This window comes from Streptomyces sp. NPDC051738 (genome assembly GCF_044453205.1).
In the GTDB taxonomy this organism is placed as follows: domain Bacteria; phylum Actinomycetota; class Actinomycetes; order Streptomycetales; family Streptomycetaceae; genus Streptomyces.
The window spans coordinates 18,749-35,479 of record NZ_JBITCM010000031.1; the positions used below are offsets into that span (position 1 = coordinate 18,749).

Below are 16,731 nucleotides of genomic sequence, written 5' to 3' on the forward strand. Positions count from 1 at the left end.
AGGTCAGTCCACGGGCCAGGTGTGCGCGGGCGCGTTGAGATGCATGAAGTCCATGTACGTCCTGGTCATCTGCCGCAGCGCCTCGTACCGGTCGGCGGTGCCGCCCTTCTCCAGGTGGTGGACCGTCTCCGCCTGCCACAGGGCGCCGTTGCGGGCGGTGACACAACGCTGCTCGACGATGCCGAGCATGGGTTCGCGCCAGCTCGTGTCCATGCCGGCCAGCTCCAGGCCCCGATGGGCCAGGGGCAGCAGGCGCCGCAACACCAGTTCCGTGACCGGCACTTCGCCCACGCCGGGCCAATACAGACGGGCGTCGATGCCGTCCCGGGCGGCGGTGTGGAGGTTCTCCTCGGCGACCGAGAAGGACATCCGCGTCCAGATCGGCCGGTCCTCGTCGACCAGGGCGCGGGTGAGGCCGTAGTAGAAGGCGCCGTTGGCGATGATGTCGGCGACCGTGGGGCCGGCGGGCAGGACCCGGTTCTCGATGCGCAGATGCGGGCCGCTGTCGGTGACGGCGTAGACGGGGCGGTTCCAGCGGTAGATCGTGCCGTTGTGCAGGGTCAGCTCGCCGAGCTGCGGGGCGCCGCCGCTGTCGAGCGCCTGCTGCGGGTCCTCGTCGTCGCACAGCGGGAGCAGCGCCGGGAAGTAGCGCACGTTCTCCTCGAACAGGTCGAAGACGCTGGTGATCCAGCGCTCACCGAACCACACCCGGGGGCGTACGCCCTGGGCCTTGATCTCCTGCGGGCGGGTGTCGGTGGCCTGCTCGAACAGGGGGATACGGGTCTCGCGCCACAGTTCCTTGCCGAAGAGGTAGGGCGAGTTCGCCGCCAGGGCGATCTGTACGCCCGCGATGGCCTGGGCGGCGTTCCAGTAGCTCGCGAAATCCTTCGGTGCGACCTGAAGGTGGAACTGCGTGCTGGTGCAGGCGGCCTCGGGGGTGATGGTGTCGGCGTACGTCGCCAGGCGCTCCACGCCGTCCACGGTGATCCGCAGGTCCTCGCCGCGCGCCGCGAAGATCTGCTCGTTGAGCAGCCGGTAGCGCGGATCGCCGGACAGGGCGGCCTCGTCGACGTGCGTCTCCCCCAGGGTCGGCAGGATGCCGATCATGATGAGGTGTGCGCCCACGGCAGCGGCGCGTTCCTCGGCGTGGTTGAGCGCGTCACGGATCGCCTGCTCCCAGGCGCCGGGGCCGCCGGTCGTCAGCTCCCGGGGCGGGATGTTGATCTCCAGGTTGAAGCGGCCCAGCTCGCTGGACCAGGCGGGGTCGGCGATCGCCTGGAGGACGTCGGTGTTGCGCATCGCCGGCAGCCCGTCGGCGTCCACCAGGTTGAGCTCGATCTCCAGCCCGACCCGGGGCCGCTCGCTCTCGAACGTCGACTCGCGCAGCATCTGCGCCAGCACGTCGAGGCAGGTGTGCATCTTCTCCCGGTACTGACGGCGGTCCTCCCGCGTGAACACCAGGGCCGGCACATCACGTCCCATCGGGCCCTCCCGAGTTCCCTCGGCGGATCCTTTCGTCCCAGAGTGGCACTTCGGGGGCGAGCAGGACAGTCGGAGCGGCGCGGCACTCCCGCGGTACCGCGTGGGCGGACGGACCGACGACGCGCGGGGGCACACAACGTGCTCGTCCGTGCGGCACAGAGTGATCAGGCCCTCAGGGTCGGGCGGAACAGGTACGCGCCCCTCGGCTCGCCCGTGATCCGGCCCGCCCGCAGGATGTGGTGGCCCCGCAGGAACGTGTCGGTGACCCGGGCGGTCAGTTCGAAGCCCTCGAAGGGGGTGTACTCCTGCGACGACTCCGACTGCGCGGCGTGCACGGTCCAGGTGTGGTCCGGGTCGACCAGGGCGATGTCGGCGTCGTAGCCGGGTGCGAGGGCGCCCTTGGCGGGCAGGCCGTAGCGGCGGGCCGGGTTCCAGGAGGTCAGGGCGGCGATACGGCCCAGCGGCAGGCCGCGTTTCGTGCCCTCGGTGAGGAGGCCGGGCAGGAGGTACTCGGCTCCGCCGAATCCGGCCCTGGCTAGGAAGACGGCGTCCTTGGGGTTCTGCGGCTCACCGAACTTCAGCTCCTCCCGGCAGCACGCGTGGTCGCTGACGACCCAGTCGACGGTGCCGTCGAGCACGTACTCCCACAGCGCCTCGACGTCGTCACGGGGCCGCAGCGGCGGGTTGACCTTGCCGCCGAGGCCGTGCGCCGTGGTGATGTCGGCGAGCAGGTGCCCGACGGTGACCTCGCGGCGGAAGTCGATGTGCGGGAACGCCCGGCTCATCCGTACCGCCGCGTCCACCGCCTTGCGGGAGGACAGATGCAGCAGGTTGACGGTCGGCAGGCCGGTCTCGTGGGCGAGATACGAGGCGACGGTGACCGCCAGCCCCTCGGAGTGCTGCGGCCGGGACGCGCTGTAGGCGGCGAGCCCCGTCAGCTCGCCCGCCTCCTCGACCAGCTTGGTGTACGCGGTCATGATCTCGGCGGTCTCGCAGTGCAGGGACAGCGAGATCTGCTGGGCCAGGTCGGGGAAGCGCTCGCGTGCGGCCTGCACGCCTCGCATGACGAACTCGAAGTGCGCGTAGTCGTACCGCTCGTCCTCGGGGATCATCAGGAACGCGTTCTGGTCGGCAGATCTGCCGTGCAGGCCATGACTGCCGTAGAACATGAAGACCTTGAACGACGTGACGCCGAACCGCTCGATCAGATCCGGGATCTCGTCGATGTGGTCGCGGGATATCGGCGCCAGGTGGAAGCCGTAGTCGACGTGGGTGCGGCCGGAGGCGGTGGCCAGCACCTCGGGGAAGAAGTCGGCGTACGGGCCGCCCTTGTTCAGGTAGTAGCGGCCGGTCCGCATGTAGGTGAGGGCGGTGGTCACCCCGCCCTGTGCGCACGCGCGGCTCTCGGTGGCCGTGTCCTCGCCGAGCGGGTGGTAGATCCCCCAGTGCTGGTGGGCGTCCACGACGCCGGGGAACGCCAGCCTGCCGCCGGCGTCGACCACCCGCCGCGCGCCCGACGTGTCGATATCGGGAGCCACGGCGGCGATCCGCCCGCCGCTGACGGCGATGTCCGCGGGCCGGGCCTCGTCATGGTCGTGGCTGACTACACGGGCGTCCTTGACCACCAAGTCGTACGCGGTCACACCGGCCTCCTTTTCCCTGGGCTGCTCATGCGCCGAGCACCCGGTTCTCCTCGGACCAGAAGACGAGGCGCTTCTGGGCGAATCGGATGACGAAGTGGGCGATCAGCCCCAGTACCGAGAGCACCACCAGCACGGCGAACATCCCGGCGATGTCGAAGTTGTAGTTGGTCTGGAGCAGGAGATAGCCGAGGCCCTCCTTCGCCCCGATGAACTCGCCGACGACGGCGCCGAGGAGCGCGAAGACGATGCCGATGTCGAGACCGGCGAACACGAAGGGAAGCGCGCTCGGCAGCCGCACCATCCTGAAGACCTGGAACCTGCTCGCGCCGAACACCGTGAGCATCTGGATCCGGTCCGCGTCCGCCGAGCGCAGCCCCTCGATCACGTTGACCAGCATCGGGAAGAACGAGATCACCGCCGCCATGACGACCTTGCTCGTCATACCGAAGCCGAACCACACGACGAACAGCGGCGCGAGGGCGACCTTGGGCACCGTCTGGAAGGCGACGATGTACGGCATGAGGGCGCGCTCGATCAGCCGCACCTGTGCGATCAGCGTGCCCAGCGCCAGCGCCGCCCCCACGCCCAGGAGGAAGCCGTACAGCGACTCCAGGACCGTGACCTTCAGATGGCCCCAGAACAGCGGGTCGGACAGCTGCGTACGCAGGGCGTCGAGGATCTGGGACGGACGCGGCAGCACATAGTCGTCCACGCCGAAGGCCGGGATCGCGAACTCCCAGAAGAGGACGACGGTCACGAAGACGGCCGGCACGAGCAGCAGCTCGGGACGCTCCCTCAGGTCCACGCGGGGCCGTTCGGGCCGTTTCGGCCGTTCGGGCGTTTTCATGAGTCGGTCAGGGCGGCGCCCGCGTCGAAGTGCACGCGGATCCGCTCGACCTCCACCCCCGCCCGGGGCGAGGTCATGACGCTCAGCGCACGCGGGCGGGGCAGGTCGATGTCGACGATCTCGGCCACCCGGCCGGGGCGCGGGCTGAGCACGACCACCCGGTCGGAGAGGAAGACCGCCTCGGGGATGGAGTGGGTGACGAGCACGACCGTCTGCCCGCTCTCCCGCCAGATCCGCAGGAGTTCGACGTTCATGTGCTCACGGGTCAGGGTGTCGAGCGCGCCGAAGGGTTCGTCCATCAGCAGCACGGCCGGGTCGTGCACCAGGGCCCGGCAGATTCCGGCGCGCTGCTGCATCCCCCCGCTCAGCTCATGGGGGTACCTGTCCTCGAAGCCGTCGAGACCGACGAGCGCGAGCAGCCGCTCGGCCCGCTCCCGGTACACCCGGGCGTCGAGCCGCTGCAGTTCCACTGGCACCATCACGTTCTGCACGATGGTGCGCCACGGCAGGAGGGTGGCCGCCTGGAAGACCATGCCCACCTCGGGCAGCGGCCCCGTCACCTCGCGGCCCGCGACCCTGACCGTGCCCTCGCTCCCCGGCACGATCCCGCCGAGGATCTTCAGCAGCGTGGTCTTGCCGCACCCGGAGGGGCCGACGACCGAGACGAACTCCCCGCGCCGGACGGTGAGGGCGATGTCCGTGAGCGCGTGGGTCGGCTCGGATCTGCGCGGCCGGTAGACCTTGTGCAGTGCGTCGATCTCGATCCAGCGGTCCTCGTCCACGTCCACGTCCGGTACGGGAGCCGCGTTGCGGCGACGACGGCGGCCCAGGCTCCTCACGGCCGGGCGGCCTTCGCCTTCTCGATCACGGCCGCGGCGTCGAAGTCGTTCGCACCGTCGAGCAGGCTGCCGTCCCACAGGTCGGCGAGTTCGACGTCCCCCGTGATCTGGCCGGACGTCCTGGTATAGGCGACCGTCTTGTTCCACTCCTGCTCGCTGATCGCACCCCAGTCCTTGAAGCTCGCGGGTTCACCGGCCGGCGGAACGGCGGTTTTGATCCAGGCCTGGAGGGTCTTGGTGTCGTCACCGACGCGGTCGTCGGCCTTCTTGCCGGTGAGCAGCTGGGGGAAGGCCTCGTAGCCGTCGCGCATGGCGGCCTCGGGGGCGACCGCGGAGAAGAGCAGTGCCTGGTACGACGCCCGCAGATAGCCCGTCAGTACGGCCGCCTTCTCCCGCAGGGTCTTCTCCGTCACCGCGAACGTGAGGGAGCGGATGCCCTCGAAGGCTTCGGAGTTGTCCAGGTAGCGGAACTCGGTGCCGGTGTTCTCGATGGTGGTGTACGCCTGCGTGTACAGCGCCAGCACATCGACCTTGCCGTCCGCCAGCGCGGCCAGGGCCTGCGCGCCCACCCCGACGGGCAGCAGTTCGACGTCCCCCGCCGCGTCCAGGCCGGCGTCGCCCGCGTACGCACGGGCGTAGATGGCCGAACCGGAGGCGAGGCTGATGACGCCGACCTTCTTGCCCTTGAGGTCGGCGGCGGTCTTGATCCCGCTGTCCGGCAGCACCGCCATGCGCCACGGCCAGTTGCGCACCAGGCCGCCGACGGCCCTGACCGGGACGCCCTTCTCCCGGGCGGCGAGGATGGCTCCCGCGTCGGCCGGCGCGATGTCGGCGCTGCCCGAGGCGACGGCCTGGACCGCGGCGACCGAGCCGTCGGTGTTGAGGACGTCGACCTTGAGCTTCTCCGCGGCGAAATAGCCCTCGGCGTCGGCCACGGCGTAGGTGGCGACCTCTTCCTTGGGGGCGAACACGGCCGACGGTATGGCGACGTCGAGCGTGGCCTCGGTGCGTAAGTCGCCGTCGGAGGAGGAGTCGCCGTCTCCGCACGCGGTGAGCGCGGCGAGGGCGGCAAGGGTCAGGGCTCCGACGCCCAGCCTCAAGGGGGAACGTTTCATGTTCGGCACCTCTGTCGGTTCGGGGAGTCGGGGATCAACCGCGGTCGGGGATCAACCGCGCTCGTTCGTGTGCGGGCCGCGGCCACGTCGCTCGATGAGGTCCGCCGCGGCCCGCAGCCCGTCGCGGGCCCGGATCGTCGCGGAGGCATCGTCCAGGGCGCTCCGCAGACGCGCGTCATCGAGCAACTCGGCCAGGGCGCCGTGGAGTTGACCGTCCGTGAAGCGGTACGGGTCGAGCCGGACGCCGTAGCCCAGTTCGGCGACCCGCTGGGCGTTGTCGTACTGGTCCCAGAACAGCGGGAGCACGATCATGGGCTTGCCGAAGTGCAGGCACTCCGTGGTCGTGTTGTTGCCGCCGTGGGTGATGACCAGGTCGACCAGCGGGAGGATCCGGGTCTGCGGGAGGAACTCAGCGCCCCACATGGTGGGCGGGAGTTCGATCTCGTCGTGCAGCGGCCCCTTGGAGACGATGTAGCGGTGCGGGGTGCGGGCCAGTGAGGCGATGACCCGGCGCATGAGGTCGATGTCGGCGGAGCCGAGCGAGCCGAGGCTGAAGTAGATCAGCGCGCTGCCGTCCGGGCGGTCGGCGATCTCCGGCGGCAGGGTGAACGCCTCGTCGGTCTCACGGACCGACGAGTCCAGCCGGTGCCAGGTGGGGCCCAGCGGGCGGGCCTCGGTGTAGTCGGCGATCTCCGGGTAGAGGTACAGGTTCAGGTCGCCGTCGTGGATGAACTCCAGGTCGGGCAGCGGCCCTGCGCCCTGTTCCACGACCCAGGTGTTGAACGCCGCCCATACGTCGCGGTGCGTACGGTCGTACTCGGCACGGAACTCGGCCCAGCCCGTGCGGTCGTCGGCCGGGTACCCGGAGAAGGGCGGAGGGATGTGCTCGCCCTTCACCTCCAGCGGGTTGCAGGACACGATCCGCACGAAGGGAACGCCCGCCGTGGTCAGAGCGGGGAAGCAGACGACGTTGTCCTCGACGATGACGTCGGGCCGGACCCGTTCGACGATCTCCTTGAGCCGGGGTTCGCAGTAGCGGGCGCCGGAGACCAGCTCCTCCCAGACCGGCCGGACCCAGGTCCCGAGCTGCTCGATCGTCGGCTTTCTGAACTCGGGCGCGGTGTCCCGTACGAAGTCCTTCCAGAACTGGCCTGCCTCCTGGGGCTGTTCGGGTGGGGCGCCAGGTCGACGAGGTCCTCCTCGAAGCCGAGGTGGGTGAGCCGGCCCTTCCAGGACGCCTCGGCGGCGAACACCACGCGGTGGCCGCGGCGGCGTAACACGTCCCCGATGCCGATGCAGTTGTTGGTCGGGCCGTAGGCGCTCTCCGGCGCGAAGAGGATGGTCAGGGGTCCGCTCAAGTGTGTCTCCCGTCCGGTACCGGGACCGCGACCGCGATGCGCGAGGAGCCGCCGAAGCAGCTGATGTCGAGGACCGTGCCGCGCATGGGGCGCCCGCGTCCTCGGCGGCGATCCGGATGTGCTCCGCGCGTACAGCGACGAGGCGCCGGGTGTGCCCGATGCGCCGACAGGCTCGCGGGCAGGCATCGATGCCGAAGTTTCGCATCATTGACGTGTACCGGGCAAGATGGCTGCATTGCACAGCGAAGGGAGACCGCACGTGATCACCGGATACCTCATCGGCGAGAGCCTTCGCCCCGGCGCCGAGTTCCGGCCACGGGGCCTGCGCCTGCGCAAGGTCAGCCGGGTCGACGTCTCGGAGAGTGCGACCGCGGGGCAGCCGGCGCTGTGGACGTTCGTCGAGTGGGAGGCCGACGGCGACGACGTCACCGGGCTCGCGGAGGCGTTCGCGGTCGCGCTCGAGCCGGAGCACGGCTGGTACGTCGACTTCGGCGCCGGGGACGAACGCGTGGTCGTGTTCGCCGGGAAAGCCACGCGGCGCCAGCCGCATATCGAATCAGCCGCTACCGGCGCGGCGACGAGGCGGGCAGGGCCGAGGCGATCGCGTACGGGAGGTCGGTGGGCACGCCCGAGCATCAGCTCGACTGGGGGGAGTGAGCAGGGCGCGGGCTCCCCCCGGGGCGGACAGCAGCCGGCCCTCCGTACAATTTGAACCCGAACGACACCGCTGTCCGACGAGCCCGCGGCGAAGGAGTGTGCCATGCCCGGCCAACGATCGATCACCGAAGCCGAGAAACGGGCCGAGGCCAAGCTCGGCGGCATCCCGCTGCACCGGGATCAGATGGCCGTCGTCGCCAACATCTACCGTGCCGCCTCGACGGTCCGGCAGCATCTGGAGAACTCCGTGCTGCGCGGGGCCGATCTGACCTGGACGGCGTTCGTGGTGCTGTGGGTGGTGTGGGTGTGGGGCGAGTCGGAGACCCGGCATGTCGCGGAGGAGGCCGGCATCTCCAAGGGGACGCTCACCGGGGTGTCGCGGACGCTGGAGGGGCGCGGGCTGCTGAAGCGGGCCGGGCACCCCACCGACGGCAGGCTGGTGCTGCTCAGCCTGACCGAGGAGGGCGAGTCGCTGATGCGGCGCCTGTTCCCGGCGTTCAACGAGGAGGAGGCCTTCGTCGCCGGGCGGCTGAGCGGCGAGGAGTGCCGGAGCGTCGCGGAGGGGCTGCGCCGGGTGGTGCTCCAGGTCGAGGAGCAGGGCGAGGAACGCCGGCTCACCCTGCTCGACGGGGCCGAGCCGGCACCGCGACGCAGTGGGCGCCGCCCGAAGGCGTGACACGCCGCCCGGCTGCGCAACGGGGGCGCGGGGCGCGCTGATGGACCTGGAGCGCGCCCCGCGGCTCACGGGCGCCCGCGAGCGGCCCCTACCAGGGCGTCGAAGAGCCCCTGTTGTGCCGGATCACGGTGGGCGGTGTCCTCGGGGTGCCACTGCACGGCCGTGAACCAGCCCTTCGCGCCCGGGAGTTCGAGCCCTTCCACCGTGCCGTCGTCGGCACGTGCGGTGACCGTGAGGCCCTCGCCGAGGCGGTCGACCCGCTGGTGGTGGTAGCAGGAGACCTCCGCCTTCTCGGCGCCGGCGGCCTGCTCCAGCAGGGTGCCGGGCCGGATCGCCACCGGGTGGACGACGTGCCGGTGTTCACCTTCGGGGCCGCCCATGTCCTGCTCCAGCGTGCCGCCGAGCGCGACGTTCACGACCTGCAGACCGCGGCAGACGGCCAGCAGGGGTACGCCCAACTCCACTGCGTACCGGGCGACTTCGAGATCGAAGGTGTCCTGGAGGTCGTCGACGTCGTAGACGCTGTCGTGGATGTCGGCGGCGCCGTAGCGGCGCGGAGCGAGGTCGCCGCCGCCGGGGAGCAGGACGGCGTCGAAGCGGGCGAGGCGTGCGGCGACGTCCCCGGAGGCGGGATGGATGCTCGCCGGTTCACCGCCCGCTCGCCACACCGCCTCGATCAGGGCGCGGGCGTTCACCTCGGCGGCGTACCGCAGCGCCGAGGTGGTGGCGGAGAAGCGGGCGGGTACGGCGATCAGGGGGCGGGTCACAGCTGGATCCAGGTCGTCTTGAGTTCGGTGTACTTCTCCAGGGCGTGCGCTGACTTGTCGCGGCCGTTGCCGGACTGCTTCATGCCGCCGAAGGGGACGGTCAGGTCGCCCTCCTCGTAGCAGTTGACCCAGACCGTGCCGGCCTTGAGCGCGCGGGAGACGCGGTGGGCGGTGGAGAGGTCGGAGGTCCACAGGCCGGCGGCGAGGCCGTACTCGGTGGCGTTGGCCAGCCGTACCGCCTCGTCCAGGTCGTCGAAGGCGAGGACCGACAGGACGGGGCCGAAGATCTCCTCACGGGCGAGCCGCATGCCCGGGTCGACCCGGTCGAAGACGGTCGGCGCCAGGTAGCTGCCGCCCGATTCCGCGTTCACCCGCTCGCCGCCGGTGCGCAGCCGGGCGCCCTCGTCGCGGCCGGTGCCGATGTGGTCGAGGACGCGGCCGAGGTGGGCCTCGCCGACCAGGGCGCCCATCTCGGTGGCCGGGTCGAGGGGATCGCCGACGCGCAGCTCGCGGGCGCGGCGTACGACGGCCTCGGTGACGCGTTCGGCGACGGAGGAGTGCACAAGAAGCCGGGAGGGAGCCGTGCACATCTCGCCCTGGTTGAAGAAGATGCCCCAGGCCGCGGTGGCGGCGGCCCGCTCCAGGTCGGGGGCGTCGGGGAGGACGATGTTCGGTGACTTGCCGCCGAGTTCGAGCCAGACGCGCTTGAGGTTGGAGTCCGCCGCGTAGTGCAGGAAGTGGCGGCCGACGGCGGTGGAGCCGGTGAAGGCCAGGACGTCGACGTCGGGGTGGAGTCCGAGGGCGCGTCCGGCGACGGGGCCCTCGCCGTTCACCACGTTGAGCACGCCGGGCGGCAGACCGGCCTCCGTGGCCAGGCGGCCGAGGAGGAGGGCGGACAGCGGGGAGTTCTCGGACGGCTTCAGTACGACGGTGCAGCCGGCCGCGAGGGCTGGGGCGATCTTCCAACCGGCCAGGGTCAGCGGGAAGTTCCAGGGGACGACCGCTCCGACGACACCGGCCGGTTCGCGGGTGACCAGGGCGAGCGCGTCGGGGGCGGTGTGCGGCGACTCGTCGGTGAGCTTGTCGGCGAGTTGGCCGTACCAGCGGAAGGTGGTGATGGCGGCGCGCAGTTCGATGTCGTACGCGTCCGTGATCGGTTTGCCCATCTCCAGGCTGACGGTCAGCGCCAGTTCCGCGCGCCGCTCCTCCAGCAGGTCGGCGATCCGCAGCAGGACCCGGCCGCGCTCGACCGGCGCGAGGCGCGGCCACGGCCCGGCGTCGAAGGCCCGGCGCGCGGCGGCGACGGCCGCGTCCACCTCGGCGGCACCCCCGTCGGCGACCTGCGCCAGCACCTGGCCGTCGCGGGGCGAGACGACCGCGAAGGTCCCTCCCCCGCCCGGTTCGTCGGTGCCGTCGATGTGATGGGCGCCGGGCAGATCCGGGGACTTGGCGCGACGCAGCCACTCCTCGTGGGTGGCGTGCAGCATGCGGGACCTCCAGATAACGTTTGATTGCAAACAAATTTCAAACAATACGGTCAGAGGTGGACCGTCCACCCGTCGCCCGGCCGGCGACCGCTCAGCCGGACGACGGGCGTGCCCTACGGACGGGCCGAGCGCGTCAGCCGACCGGCGACGACCCCGAGCACCAGCACGGCCGGAACGGTCACCTGCAGCCACACAGCGGTCGTCCGGTCGCCGCCAATGAGGGTCGTGAAGTTCTCGACGACCAGCCAGATGGCCCCGGCGATCCCCACGGCCCCGAGCGCGGGCGCGATCAGCGTGTTCCACGGCCGGGCGTCGAGGCGCTCGCGCCGGAAGAAGGCGACGACCGAGGCCGAGGTCAGGAAGTACAGGAGCATGATCGCGAGCACGGCGATACCGCTCCCCCACGAGAACAGCGTGAGCACCGGATCCTTGTCGGCCAGCGCGAACGGGATCACCAGCAGGACGGCGATCGACGTCTGCGCGAAGCCCGCGGCACCGGGCGAGTGCCGTCGGTTGACGGCCGCCAGCCTGCGCGGCAGGAGCCCCTCGCGGCTGAGCGAGAACAGGTAGCGGTTGGCCGAGTTGTGGAAGGCGAGGATGCCGGCGAAGAGGGACGTGGCCAGCAGGATGGGCAGGACGTCGTTGACCCAGGGGCCGAACTGGTCGGCGATCGGCGCGAACACGAACGCCGTCGAGTCGCCGCTCTCCAGCGCCGCCCCCGCGGCCCCGGCCGCCTTCGAGGCTCCGTAGGAGGAGATCAGCATCCAGGAGGCGAAGGCGAAGAAGCCGGTGACGAGGGCGACGGCGAGGTAGGTGGCGCGGGGCACGGTCTTTCGCGGTTCGCGCGCCTCCTCGCCGTAGATGGCGGTGGCCTCGAAGCCGATCATCGACGCCACGGCGAACATCAGCGCCACGCCCGGAGCGCCGTCGAGGGCGGCGCCCGGCGAGAAGGTGTCCGCGAGCCCGAGCCCCTCGGGCCCGCCGCCTTTGACCAGCGTGACGACGGCGAAGGCGCTCAGGATGCTGAACTCGGCCAGCACGAACACCGCCAGCACTTTCGCGCCCATCTCGATGCCCAGGGCCCCGAGGATCTGCACGATCGCCATGGTGACCAGGGCACACACCCACCAGGGCACGTCCGCGCCGGTGTAGTGCGCCAGCAGGCCGCTGACGGTCGCCCCGTACAGGCCGTACATGGCGGCCTGGATCGCGCAGTACGCGAAGAGGGCGATCCCCGCGCTGCCGTTGCCGAGGTCTTTGCCCAGCCCCTTGCCGATGTACCGGTAGAAGGCCCCGGCGTCCACGACATGCCGGCCCATGGCGACGAAGCCGACCGAGAAGAGCAGGGTGATCAGACCGGCCGCGAGATAGGCGGCGGGGGCCCCGGCGCCGTTGCCGATGGCCACGGCGATGGGGACGGCGCCCGCGATGCCGGTCAGCGGCGCCTGGGCGGAGAGGACGAAGAAGAGGATGCCCAGCACGCCGAGGGAGTTGGGCTTGAGCTTGCCTGCGGTGGAGGCGTCGGGCGTCTGGTTCCTGACCGCCGTCTGACTGTCCACTCGGATCACCTGCCTGGGAGAAGAGGACTTCGTTTCAGGCCAAACGAGTTGCCTCATGGTGGGCTGGAACTATCCGTTTGGCAAGGGGTGCCGCCAAGAATTGGCACGACGACGAACAGGAATTGCCACGACGACGAAGAGCACCCCGGGCCACAGGCGCCCGGGGTACCGAAAAGCGCTGCTCAGCCCTTGTTCTCCGGGACGTCGTCCCCGTCGGCCGCCAGCAGCCGGAGCAGGCCCCGCAGCTCCTCGATCGCGGCGTCGGTGGTCTCGGGCTCGCCGAAGACGAGCTGGTGCAGCACGAGCCCGTCCAGGGCGGCGAAGATCAGCCGGGTCAGCGGGCGGTCGGCACCGTCGGGCAGCATCCGGGACAGCTCGCGCTCGGTGGCGTCGAAGTAGTCGTCGTACAGGGCACGGATCTGCGGGAGGAGCTCGGGGCGGCGCCGGGCCTCCAGCAGGAGCTCGTACTGGAAGGCCTGGATGTCCGGATCGGCCGTGACCATGTCGGAGACGCCGACCGAGAAGTCGGCGACTTTGCCGGTGCCCGGTTCGAGCGCGCTGGTGCTGAGCGAGGTGCGGATCGCGTGGGCGAGTGCTTCCTCGATCAGCGCGTCGCGCGAGCCGAAGTGGTGGACGACCAGTCCGTGTGTGGTGCCCGCCTCCTGCGCGACCGCCCGGTAGGTGAGCTTGCGCAGCCCGCCCCGTGCCACGACGCGCACGGCGGCGTTCAGCAGGGCTTCGCGGCCCTCGCCGTAGTTCATGCGCCGACGCGGCTTGCGGTCCTCGGGCCCCTTGCCTTCCTCGGGCCCTGCGGCGGGTGCGGTCATGTTCGCGACCTTACCCGCCGCCTCGGACACCGCCGTCGGCCCGGTCACCGCCGCACGCCTGGCCACCGCCGCACGCCTGGCCACCGCCGCACGCCTGGTCACTGCCGTACGCTTGGCCACCGCAGTATCCCTGGTCACCGCTGCGGCGGCCGGATGCCGCGGAACTCCCAGTCACCGCCGAGCGCGGTGGACAGCACCTCCTCGGACTCGGTCGGCTGGGCGCCCACGTCGACCCGGATCGGGGTGGGACCGGTGACGATGTGGTTGGTGAGCCGCCCGAGGCCCTCCACCTCGACCTCGACGACGTCGCCGGGCCGCACGGGCCGGGAGTTGGCGGGCGTCCCGGACAGCAGCACGTCCCCGGGATACAGGGTGATCGTGCGGGCGATGTCCGCGACGAGATAGTGCATGTCCCACTTCATCTCGTCCGTCGAACCGTCCTGCACCACCTCCCCGTTGACATACGTCCGCAGCCGCTTGCCGTGGAAGTCCCAGTCGGTGACCAGGCCCGGCCCGAGCGGGCACAGGGTGTCCGACCCCTTCACCCGCAGCATGGAACCGGCGTCGGTGTCGCGGAAGTCGTGCAACCCGTAGTCGTTGGCGACCGTGTACCCGGCGATGTACTCCCCCGCCTCGGCCGGGGAGATGTTCCGCGCGGTCCTCCCGATGACGATGGCGACCTCGCCCTCGTAGTTGAGCCACTTGCAGCCCTCGGGGCGGACGATGGCGCCGTTGTGGGAGTTGAGGGAGGAGGTCGGCTTGTGGAAGTAGGTGGGTGTGTCCGGCAGCTCGATCCCGAACTCGTCGACCCGGCTGCGGTGGTTGAGGTGGACGGCGATGACCTTGGAGGGGACGACCGGGGGCAGGTGCTGAGCCTCCTCGATCTTCACTCGGCGGCCGTCTCCGGCGACGAGTTCGTCCCCGTCGACGGTGACCTGGACGGCGGCGCCGTCGAGGAGGATGCGGCGGTACTCGGGCATGGCGGGCCTTCCTAGGCGCGGTGGGGGTTGTGCGGGGAACGGTCGGCGGCGGGCAGACCGGTGCCGGTCCAGCCGTCGGCCGGGCGGTCGAACCACAGATGGACCTGGCCCGTGCCGATGGAGTTCTCGTACTCGCCGTACTGGCGTGCCTTGGCGCCGCAGGCCTGCTCGCCGAGGGCGCCGGCCATCATCAGGTAGTGGAAGAACTTCGCCTCGGGCTTGTACTTCCAGAACGCGTCCATGGTGTCGAGGACCTTGTCGTGGCGGCCTTCCTTGAACCAGCCGATCCGCTCGTGGTCGGCCTCGCGGGCCTCGGGCGTGAAGATGTGCACCGGGTCGCTGGCCTCGTGGTCGCGCAGCTCGCGCAGCGGCCAGAAGGTGTGGGAGAGGGCCCCGGAGGCGATGAGCAGAACCCGTCGCCCGGGGGTGGCGGCGATACCGTCGGCCAACGCCCGCCCGAGCCGCAGGTGATCCTCCATGTCACCGGTCTGGCAGACCCCGATGGTCACCCACCGCTTGTCCGGCAGCCCCTCCCCCAGGAACTTCCAGAGGTTGATGGTGGCGTAGTAGATCGGCAGGTACTCGTCCTCGATCGCGGTGATCCAGGTGCCGTGCTTGTCCGCGAACTTCTCGACGCTGCGGGCGAGTTCGGGGTCGCCCGGGAAGTCGTACGGCATCCGGCACATCCCGCGCGGCAGCTCCTCGGACGTGAAGAGCCCGGCGCGGCGCTGCTGGGCGGTGACGACGAACTCCACGGTGGTCGCCCAGTGGGAGTCGAGGACGACGACGGTGTCGTAGTCGTCCCGCTCGAAGACGTCCCCGCGGAGCTGCCGAAGCCCGGTGACGAGGGTGATCTCCCTGCCCTCGTTCAGCTCCAGCCGGTCCTCCTCCGGGAGCACGATGGTGGGGACGTGCGCGAGCAGCCCGGCCCCGACGATCTCACCCATGGTTGCGGCTCCATCCCGTCGGGGCGGTCACGGTGTTCTTCAGGTCGCAGTAGAAGTCGAAGCTCCAGGTGCCGCCCTCGCGGCCGACGCCGGAGAGCCGGGAGCCGCCGAAGGGCGCCTGGAGGTCACGGACGAAGAAGCAGTTGACCCAGACGGTGCCCGCGACGAGCTGAGCGGTGACGCGTTCGGCGCGCTCGGGGTCGCCGGTGGCGAGGGTGGCGGCGAGCCCGAAGCGGGTGTCGTTGGCGAGGCGTACGGCTTCTTCCTCGCTGCCGAAGGTCTGGAGGGTCAGGACCGGCCCGAAGACCTCCTCCTGCACGATCTCCGAGTCCTGGGCGACATCGGTGAGCAGGGTCGGCGCGTAGTACTGCCCGTCCTTGGGATGCCCCCCGATCACCGCACGGGCCCCGGCCGCGACGGCCCTCTGCACGAAGCCGTCGATCTTCTCCAGCTGGCGGGGATGGATGTTCGGCCCGATGTCGGTGGCCTCGTCCCGCGGATCACCCTGCTTCAAGGCGTCGGCCTTCTCGACGAACCGCCGCGTGAACTCCTCGGCAACCGACGCCTCGACGAGGAGACGCGTCCCGGCGAGACACACCTGCCCGGCGTTGTCGTACTGCTCCACGGCGAGGTCGACGGCGAGGTCGAGATCGGCGTCGGCGAACACCAACAGGGGTGACTTGCCGCCGAGTTCGAGACTGAGCGGGGTCAGGTTCGCGGCGGCGGACGCGGCGATGCGCCGGGCGGTCGGCACCGAACCGGTGAAGCTGATCCGGCGCACGTCCGGGTGCGAGGTGAGGGCGTCGCCGATCTCGGAGCCGTAGCCCTGGACGACGTTGAGGACACCGGCGGGCAGTCCCGCCTCGGCCGCGATGTCGGCGAGGAGGGATGCGGTGAGCGGGGACCACTCGGCGGGCTTGAGGACGACGGTGTCACCCGCCGCGAGCGCCGGGGCGACCTTCCAGGTGGCCAGCATCAGCGGCGCGTTCCACGGGGTGATGAGGACACACGGACCGGCGGGGTCCCACGAGACATGGTTCGTGTGCCCGCGCGTCTCGAAGTCCTCGTGCTCCAGCTCCAGCAGCCAGTCGGCGAAGAACCGGAAGTTGTGGGCCACACGAGGCATCACACCCCGGCGGTGGGAGCGCAGCAGCGCACCGTTGTCGGTGGTCTCGACGATGGCCAGCTCTTCGAGCCGCTTCTCGACACCGTCGGCGATGGCGTGCAGGATGCGGGCGCGCTCGGCGCGGGGAGTGGCGGCCCAGGCGGGGAAGGCATCGCGAGCGGCGGCAACGGCGGCGCCGGCTTCGGCGGGGCCGCCGCGGGCGATCTCGCCGAGGACGCTGCCGTCAATGGGAGAGGTATCGGTGAAGGTGTCGCCGGAGGCGACCCGCCGCCCACCGATCCAGTGCCGGGTGTCGACGGAAACACCGCCGACGACGATCTTGTCAGTCATAAGAAGGGCTCCATTCAAACGAAGGGGATCTGACCAACCCAGGGGCGCGGGGCTGTATCGATGTGCGGCTCCGCCGCGTGGGCGCGACCAG

The 16,731-nt window shown here is 70.7% G+C and carries 15 protein-coding genes; 2 read left to right on the forward strand and 13 right to left on the reverse strand.

From position 1 onward, the window contains the following. Nucleotides 1-3 precede the first annotated feature (3 nt). The 6 genes from ACIA8X_RS43250 to ACIA8X_RS43275 form a co-directional block, all read right to left on the reverse strand. Nucleotides 4-1,482 carry a glutamate--cysteine ligase gene (locus ACIA8X_RS43250; protein ID WP_393460786.1) on the reverse strand — a complete coding sequence of 493 codons (1,479 nt, stop codon included), beginning with the start codon at nt 1,480-1,482 and terminating at the stop codon, nt 4-6. 164 nt (nt 1,483-1,646) lie between these two features. Next, nucleotides 1,647-3,125 (reverse strand): dihydroorotase family protein, encoded by a 1,479-nt coding sequence (locus ACIA8X_RS43255; RefSeq protein ID WP_393460789.1) that lies wholly within the window; start codon nt 3,123-3,125, stop codon nt 1,647-1,649. A 25-nt stretch (nt 3,126-3,150) separates the two neighbouring features. After that, the gene (locus ACIA8X_RS43260; protein ID WP_393460792.1) at nt 3,151-3,930 is read right to left on the reverse strand and encodes an ABC transporter permease; all 780 of its coding nucleotides are present in this window, start codon (nt 3,928-3,930) and stop codon (nt 3,151-3,153) included. A 38-nt stretch (nt 3,931-3,968) separates the two neighbouring features. Further along, nucleotides 3,969-4,754 carry an ABC transporter ATP-binding protein gene (locus ACIA8X_RS43265; protein WP_393460952.1) on the reverse strand — a complete coding sequence of 262 codons (786 nt, stop codon included), beginning with the start codon at nt 4,752-4,754 and terminating at the stop codon, nt 3,969-3,971. Between the two features lie 53 nt (nt 4,755-4,807). Continuing rightward, nucleotides 4,808-5,926 carry an ABC transporter substrate-binding protein gene (locus ACIA8X_RS43270; RefSeq protein ID WP_393460795.1) on the reverse strand — a complete coding sequence of 373 codons (1,119 nt, stop codon included), beginning with the start codon at nt 5,924-5,926 and terminating at the stop codon, nt 4,808-4,810. Between the two features lie 51 nt (nt 5,927-5,977). Then, nucleotides 5,978-6,853 carry a glycosyltransferase gene (locus ACIA8X_RS43275; protein WP_393460798.1) on the reverse strand — a complete coding sequence of 292 codons (876 nt, stop codon included), beginning with the start codon at nt 6,851-6,853 and terminating at the stop codon, nt 5,978-5,980. Nucleotides 6,854-7,543: 690 nt separating this feature from the next. On the opposite strand from ACIA8X_RS43275, the gene ACIA8X_RS43280 reads away from it, so the two are divergent. Together ACIA8X_RS43280 and ACIA8X_RS43285 are read left to right on the forward strand one after the other, a co-directional pair. Next, nucleotides 7,544-7,996 (forward strand): hypothetical protein, encoded by a 453-nt coding sequence (locus ACIA8X_RS43280; protein ID WP_393460801.1) that lies wholly within the window; start codon nt 7,544-7,546, stop codon nt 7,994-7,996. Nucleotides 7,997-8,044: 48 nt separating this feature from the next. Continuing rightward, on the forward strand, nt 8,045-8,617 hold the full coding sequence (locus tag ACIA8X_RS43285; RefSeq protein ID WP_393460804.1) for a MarR family winged helix-turn-helix transcriptional regulator: 573 nt from the start codon (nt 8,045-8,047) through the stop codon (nt 8,615-8,617). Nucleotides 8,618-8,682: 65 nt separating this feature from the next. Here the strand turns inward: ACIA8X_RS43285 and ACIA8X_RS43290 are convergent, their stop codons facing one another. The 7 genes from ACIA8X_RS43290 to ACIA8X_RS43320 all read right to left on the reverse strand — a co-directional run bounded on the left by ACIA8X_RS43290 (nt 8,683) and on the right by ACIA8X_RS43320 (nt 16,640). Continuing rightward, nucleotides 8,683-9,384, reverse strand: coding sequence for a gamma-glutamyl-gamma-aminobutyrate hydrolase family protein (locus tag ACIA8X_RS43290; RefSeq protein WP_393460807.1), 702 nt, complete (start codon nt 9,382-9,384; stop codon nt 8,683-8,685). After that, a complete protein-coding gene (locus ACIA8X_RS43295) occupies nt 9,381-10,871 on the reverse strand; it encodes an aldehyde dehydrogenase (RefSeq protein WP_393460810.1) in 1,491 nt (496 codons plus the stop codon). The genes ACIA8X_RS43290 and ACIA8X_RS43295 overlap by 4 nt, the downstream gene beginning before the upstream one ends. A 113-nt stretch (nt 10,872-10,984) precedes the next feature. Continuing rightward, nucleotides 10,985-12,430, reverse strand: a complete 1,446-nt coding sequence (locus ACIA8X_RS43300) for an APC family permease (RefSeq protein WP_393460813.1) — start codon at nt 12,428-12,430, stop codon at nt 10,985-10,987. A 182-nt stretch (nt 12,431-12,612) separates the two neighbouring features. Then, entirely contained in the window at nt 12,613-13,257 is a 645-nt protein-coding gene (locus ACIA8X_RS43305; RefSeq protein WP_393460816.1) for a TetR/AcrR family transcriptional regulator, read from the reverse strand. Between the two features lie 134 nt (nt 13,258-13,391). Further along, nucleotides 13,392-14,237, reverse strand: a complete 846-nt coding sequence (locus tag ACIA8X_RS43310; RefSeq protein ID WP_393460819.1) for a fumarylacetoacetate hydrolase family protein — start codon at nt 14,235-14,237, stop codon at nt 13,392-13,394. 11 nt (nt 14,238-14,248) lie between these two features. Next, entirely contained in the window at nt 14,249-15,184 is a 936-nt protein-coding gene (locus tag ACIA8X_RS43315) for a 3,4-dihydroxyphenylacetate 2,3-dioxygenase (RefSeq protein WP_393460822.1), read from the reverse strand. Continuing rightward, nucleotides 15,177-16,640, reverse strand: coding sequence for an aldehyde dehydrogenase (locus ACIA8X_RS43320; RefSeq protein WP_393460825.1), 1,464 nt, complete (start codon nt 16,638-16,640; stop codon nt 15,177-15,179). Before ACIA8X_RS43320 ends, ACIA8X_RS43315 begins: the two co-directional genes overlap by 8 nt. Nucleotides 16,641-16,731: the final 91 nt, after the last annotated feature.

Bases quoted from the DNA above. Each gene is read 5' to 3' on its own strand.
- ACIA8X_RS43295 (WP_393460810.1), bottom strand. From the start codon at position 10,871: ATGCTGCACGCCACCCACGAGGAGTGGCTGCGTCGCGCCAAGTCCCCG.
- ACIA8X_RS43285 (WP_393460804.1), top strand. From the start codon at position 8,045: ATGCCCGGCCAACGATCGATCACCGAAGCCGAGAAACGGGCCGAGGCC.
- ACIA8X_RS43320 (WP_393460825.1), bottom strand. From the start codon at position 16,640: ATGACTGACAAGATCGTCGTCGGCGGTGTTTCCGTCGACACCCGGCAC.
- ACIA8X_RS43305 (WP_393460816.1), bottom strand. From the start codon at position 13,257: ATGACCGCACCCGCCGCAGGGCCCGAGGAAGGCAAGGGGCCCGAGGAC.
- ACIA8X_RS43315 (WP_393460822.1), bottom strand. From the start codon at position 15,184: ATGGGTGAGATCGTCGGGGCCGGGCTGCTCGCGCACGTCCCCACCATC.
- ACIA8X_RS43270 (WP_393460795.1), bottom strand. From the start codon at position 5,926: ATGAAACGTTCCCCCTTGAGGCTGGGCGTCGGAGCCCTGACCCTTGCC.
- ACIA8X_RS43250 (WP_393460786.1), bottom strand. From the start codon at position 1,482: ATGGGACGTGATGTGCCGGCCCTGGTGTTCACGCGGGAGGACCGCCGT.
- ACIA8X_RS43310 (WP_393460819.1), bottom strand. From the start codon at position 14,237: ATGCCCGAGTACCGCCGCATCCTCCTCGACGGCGCCGCCGTCCAGGTC.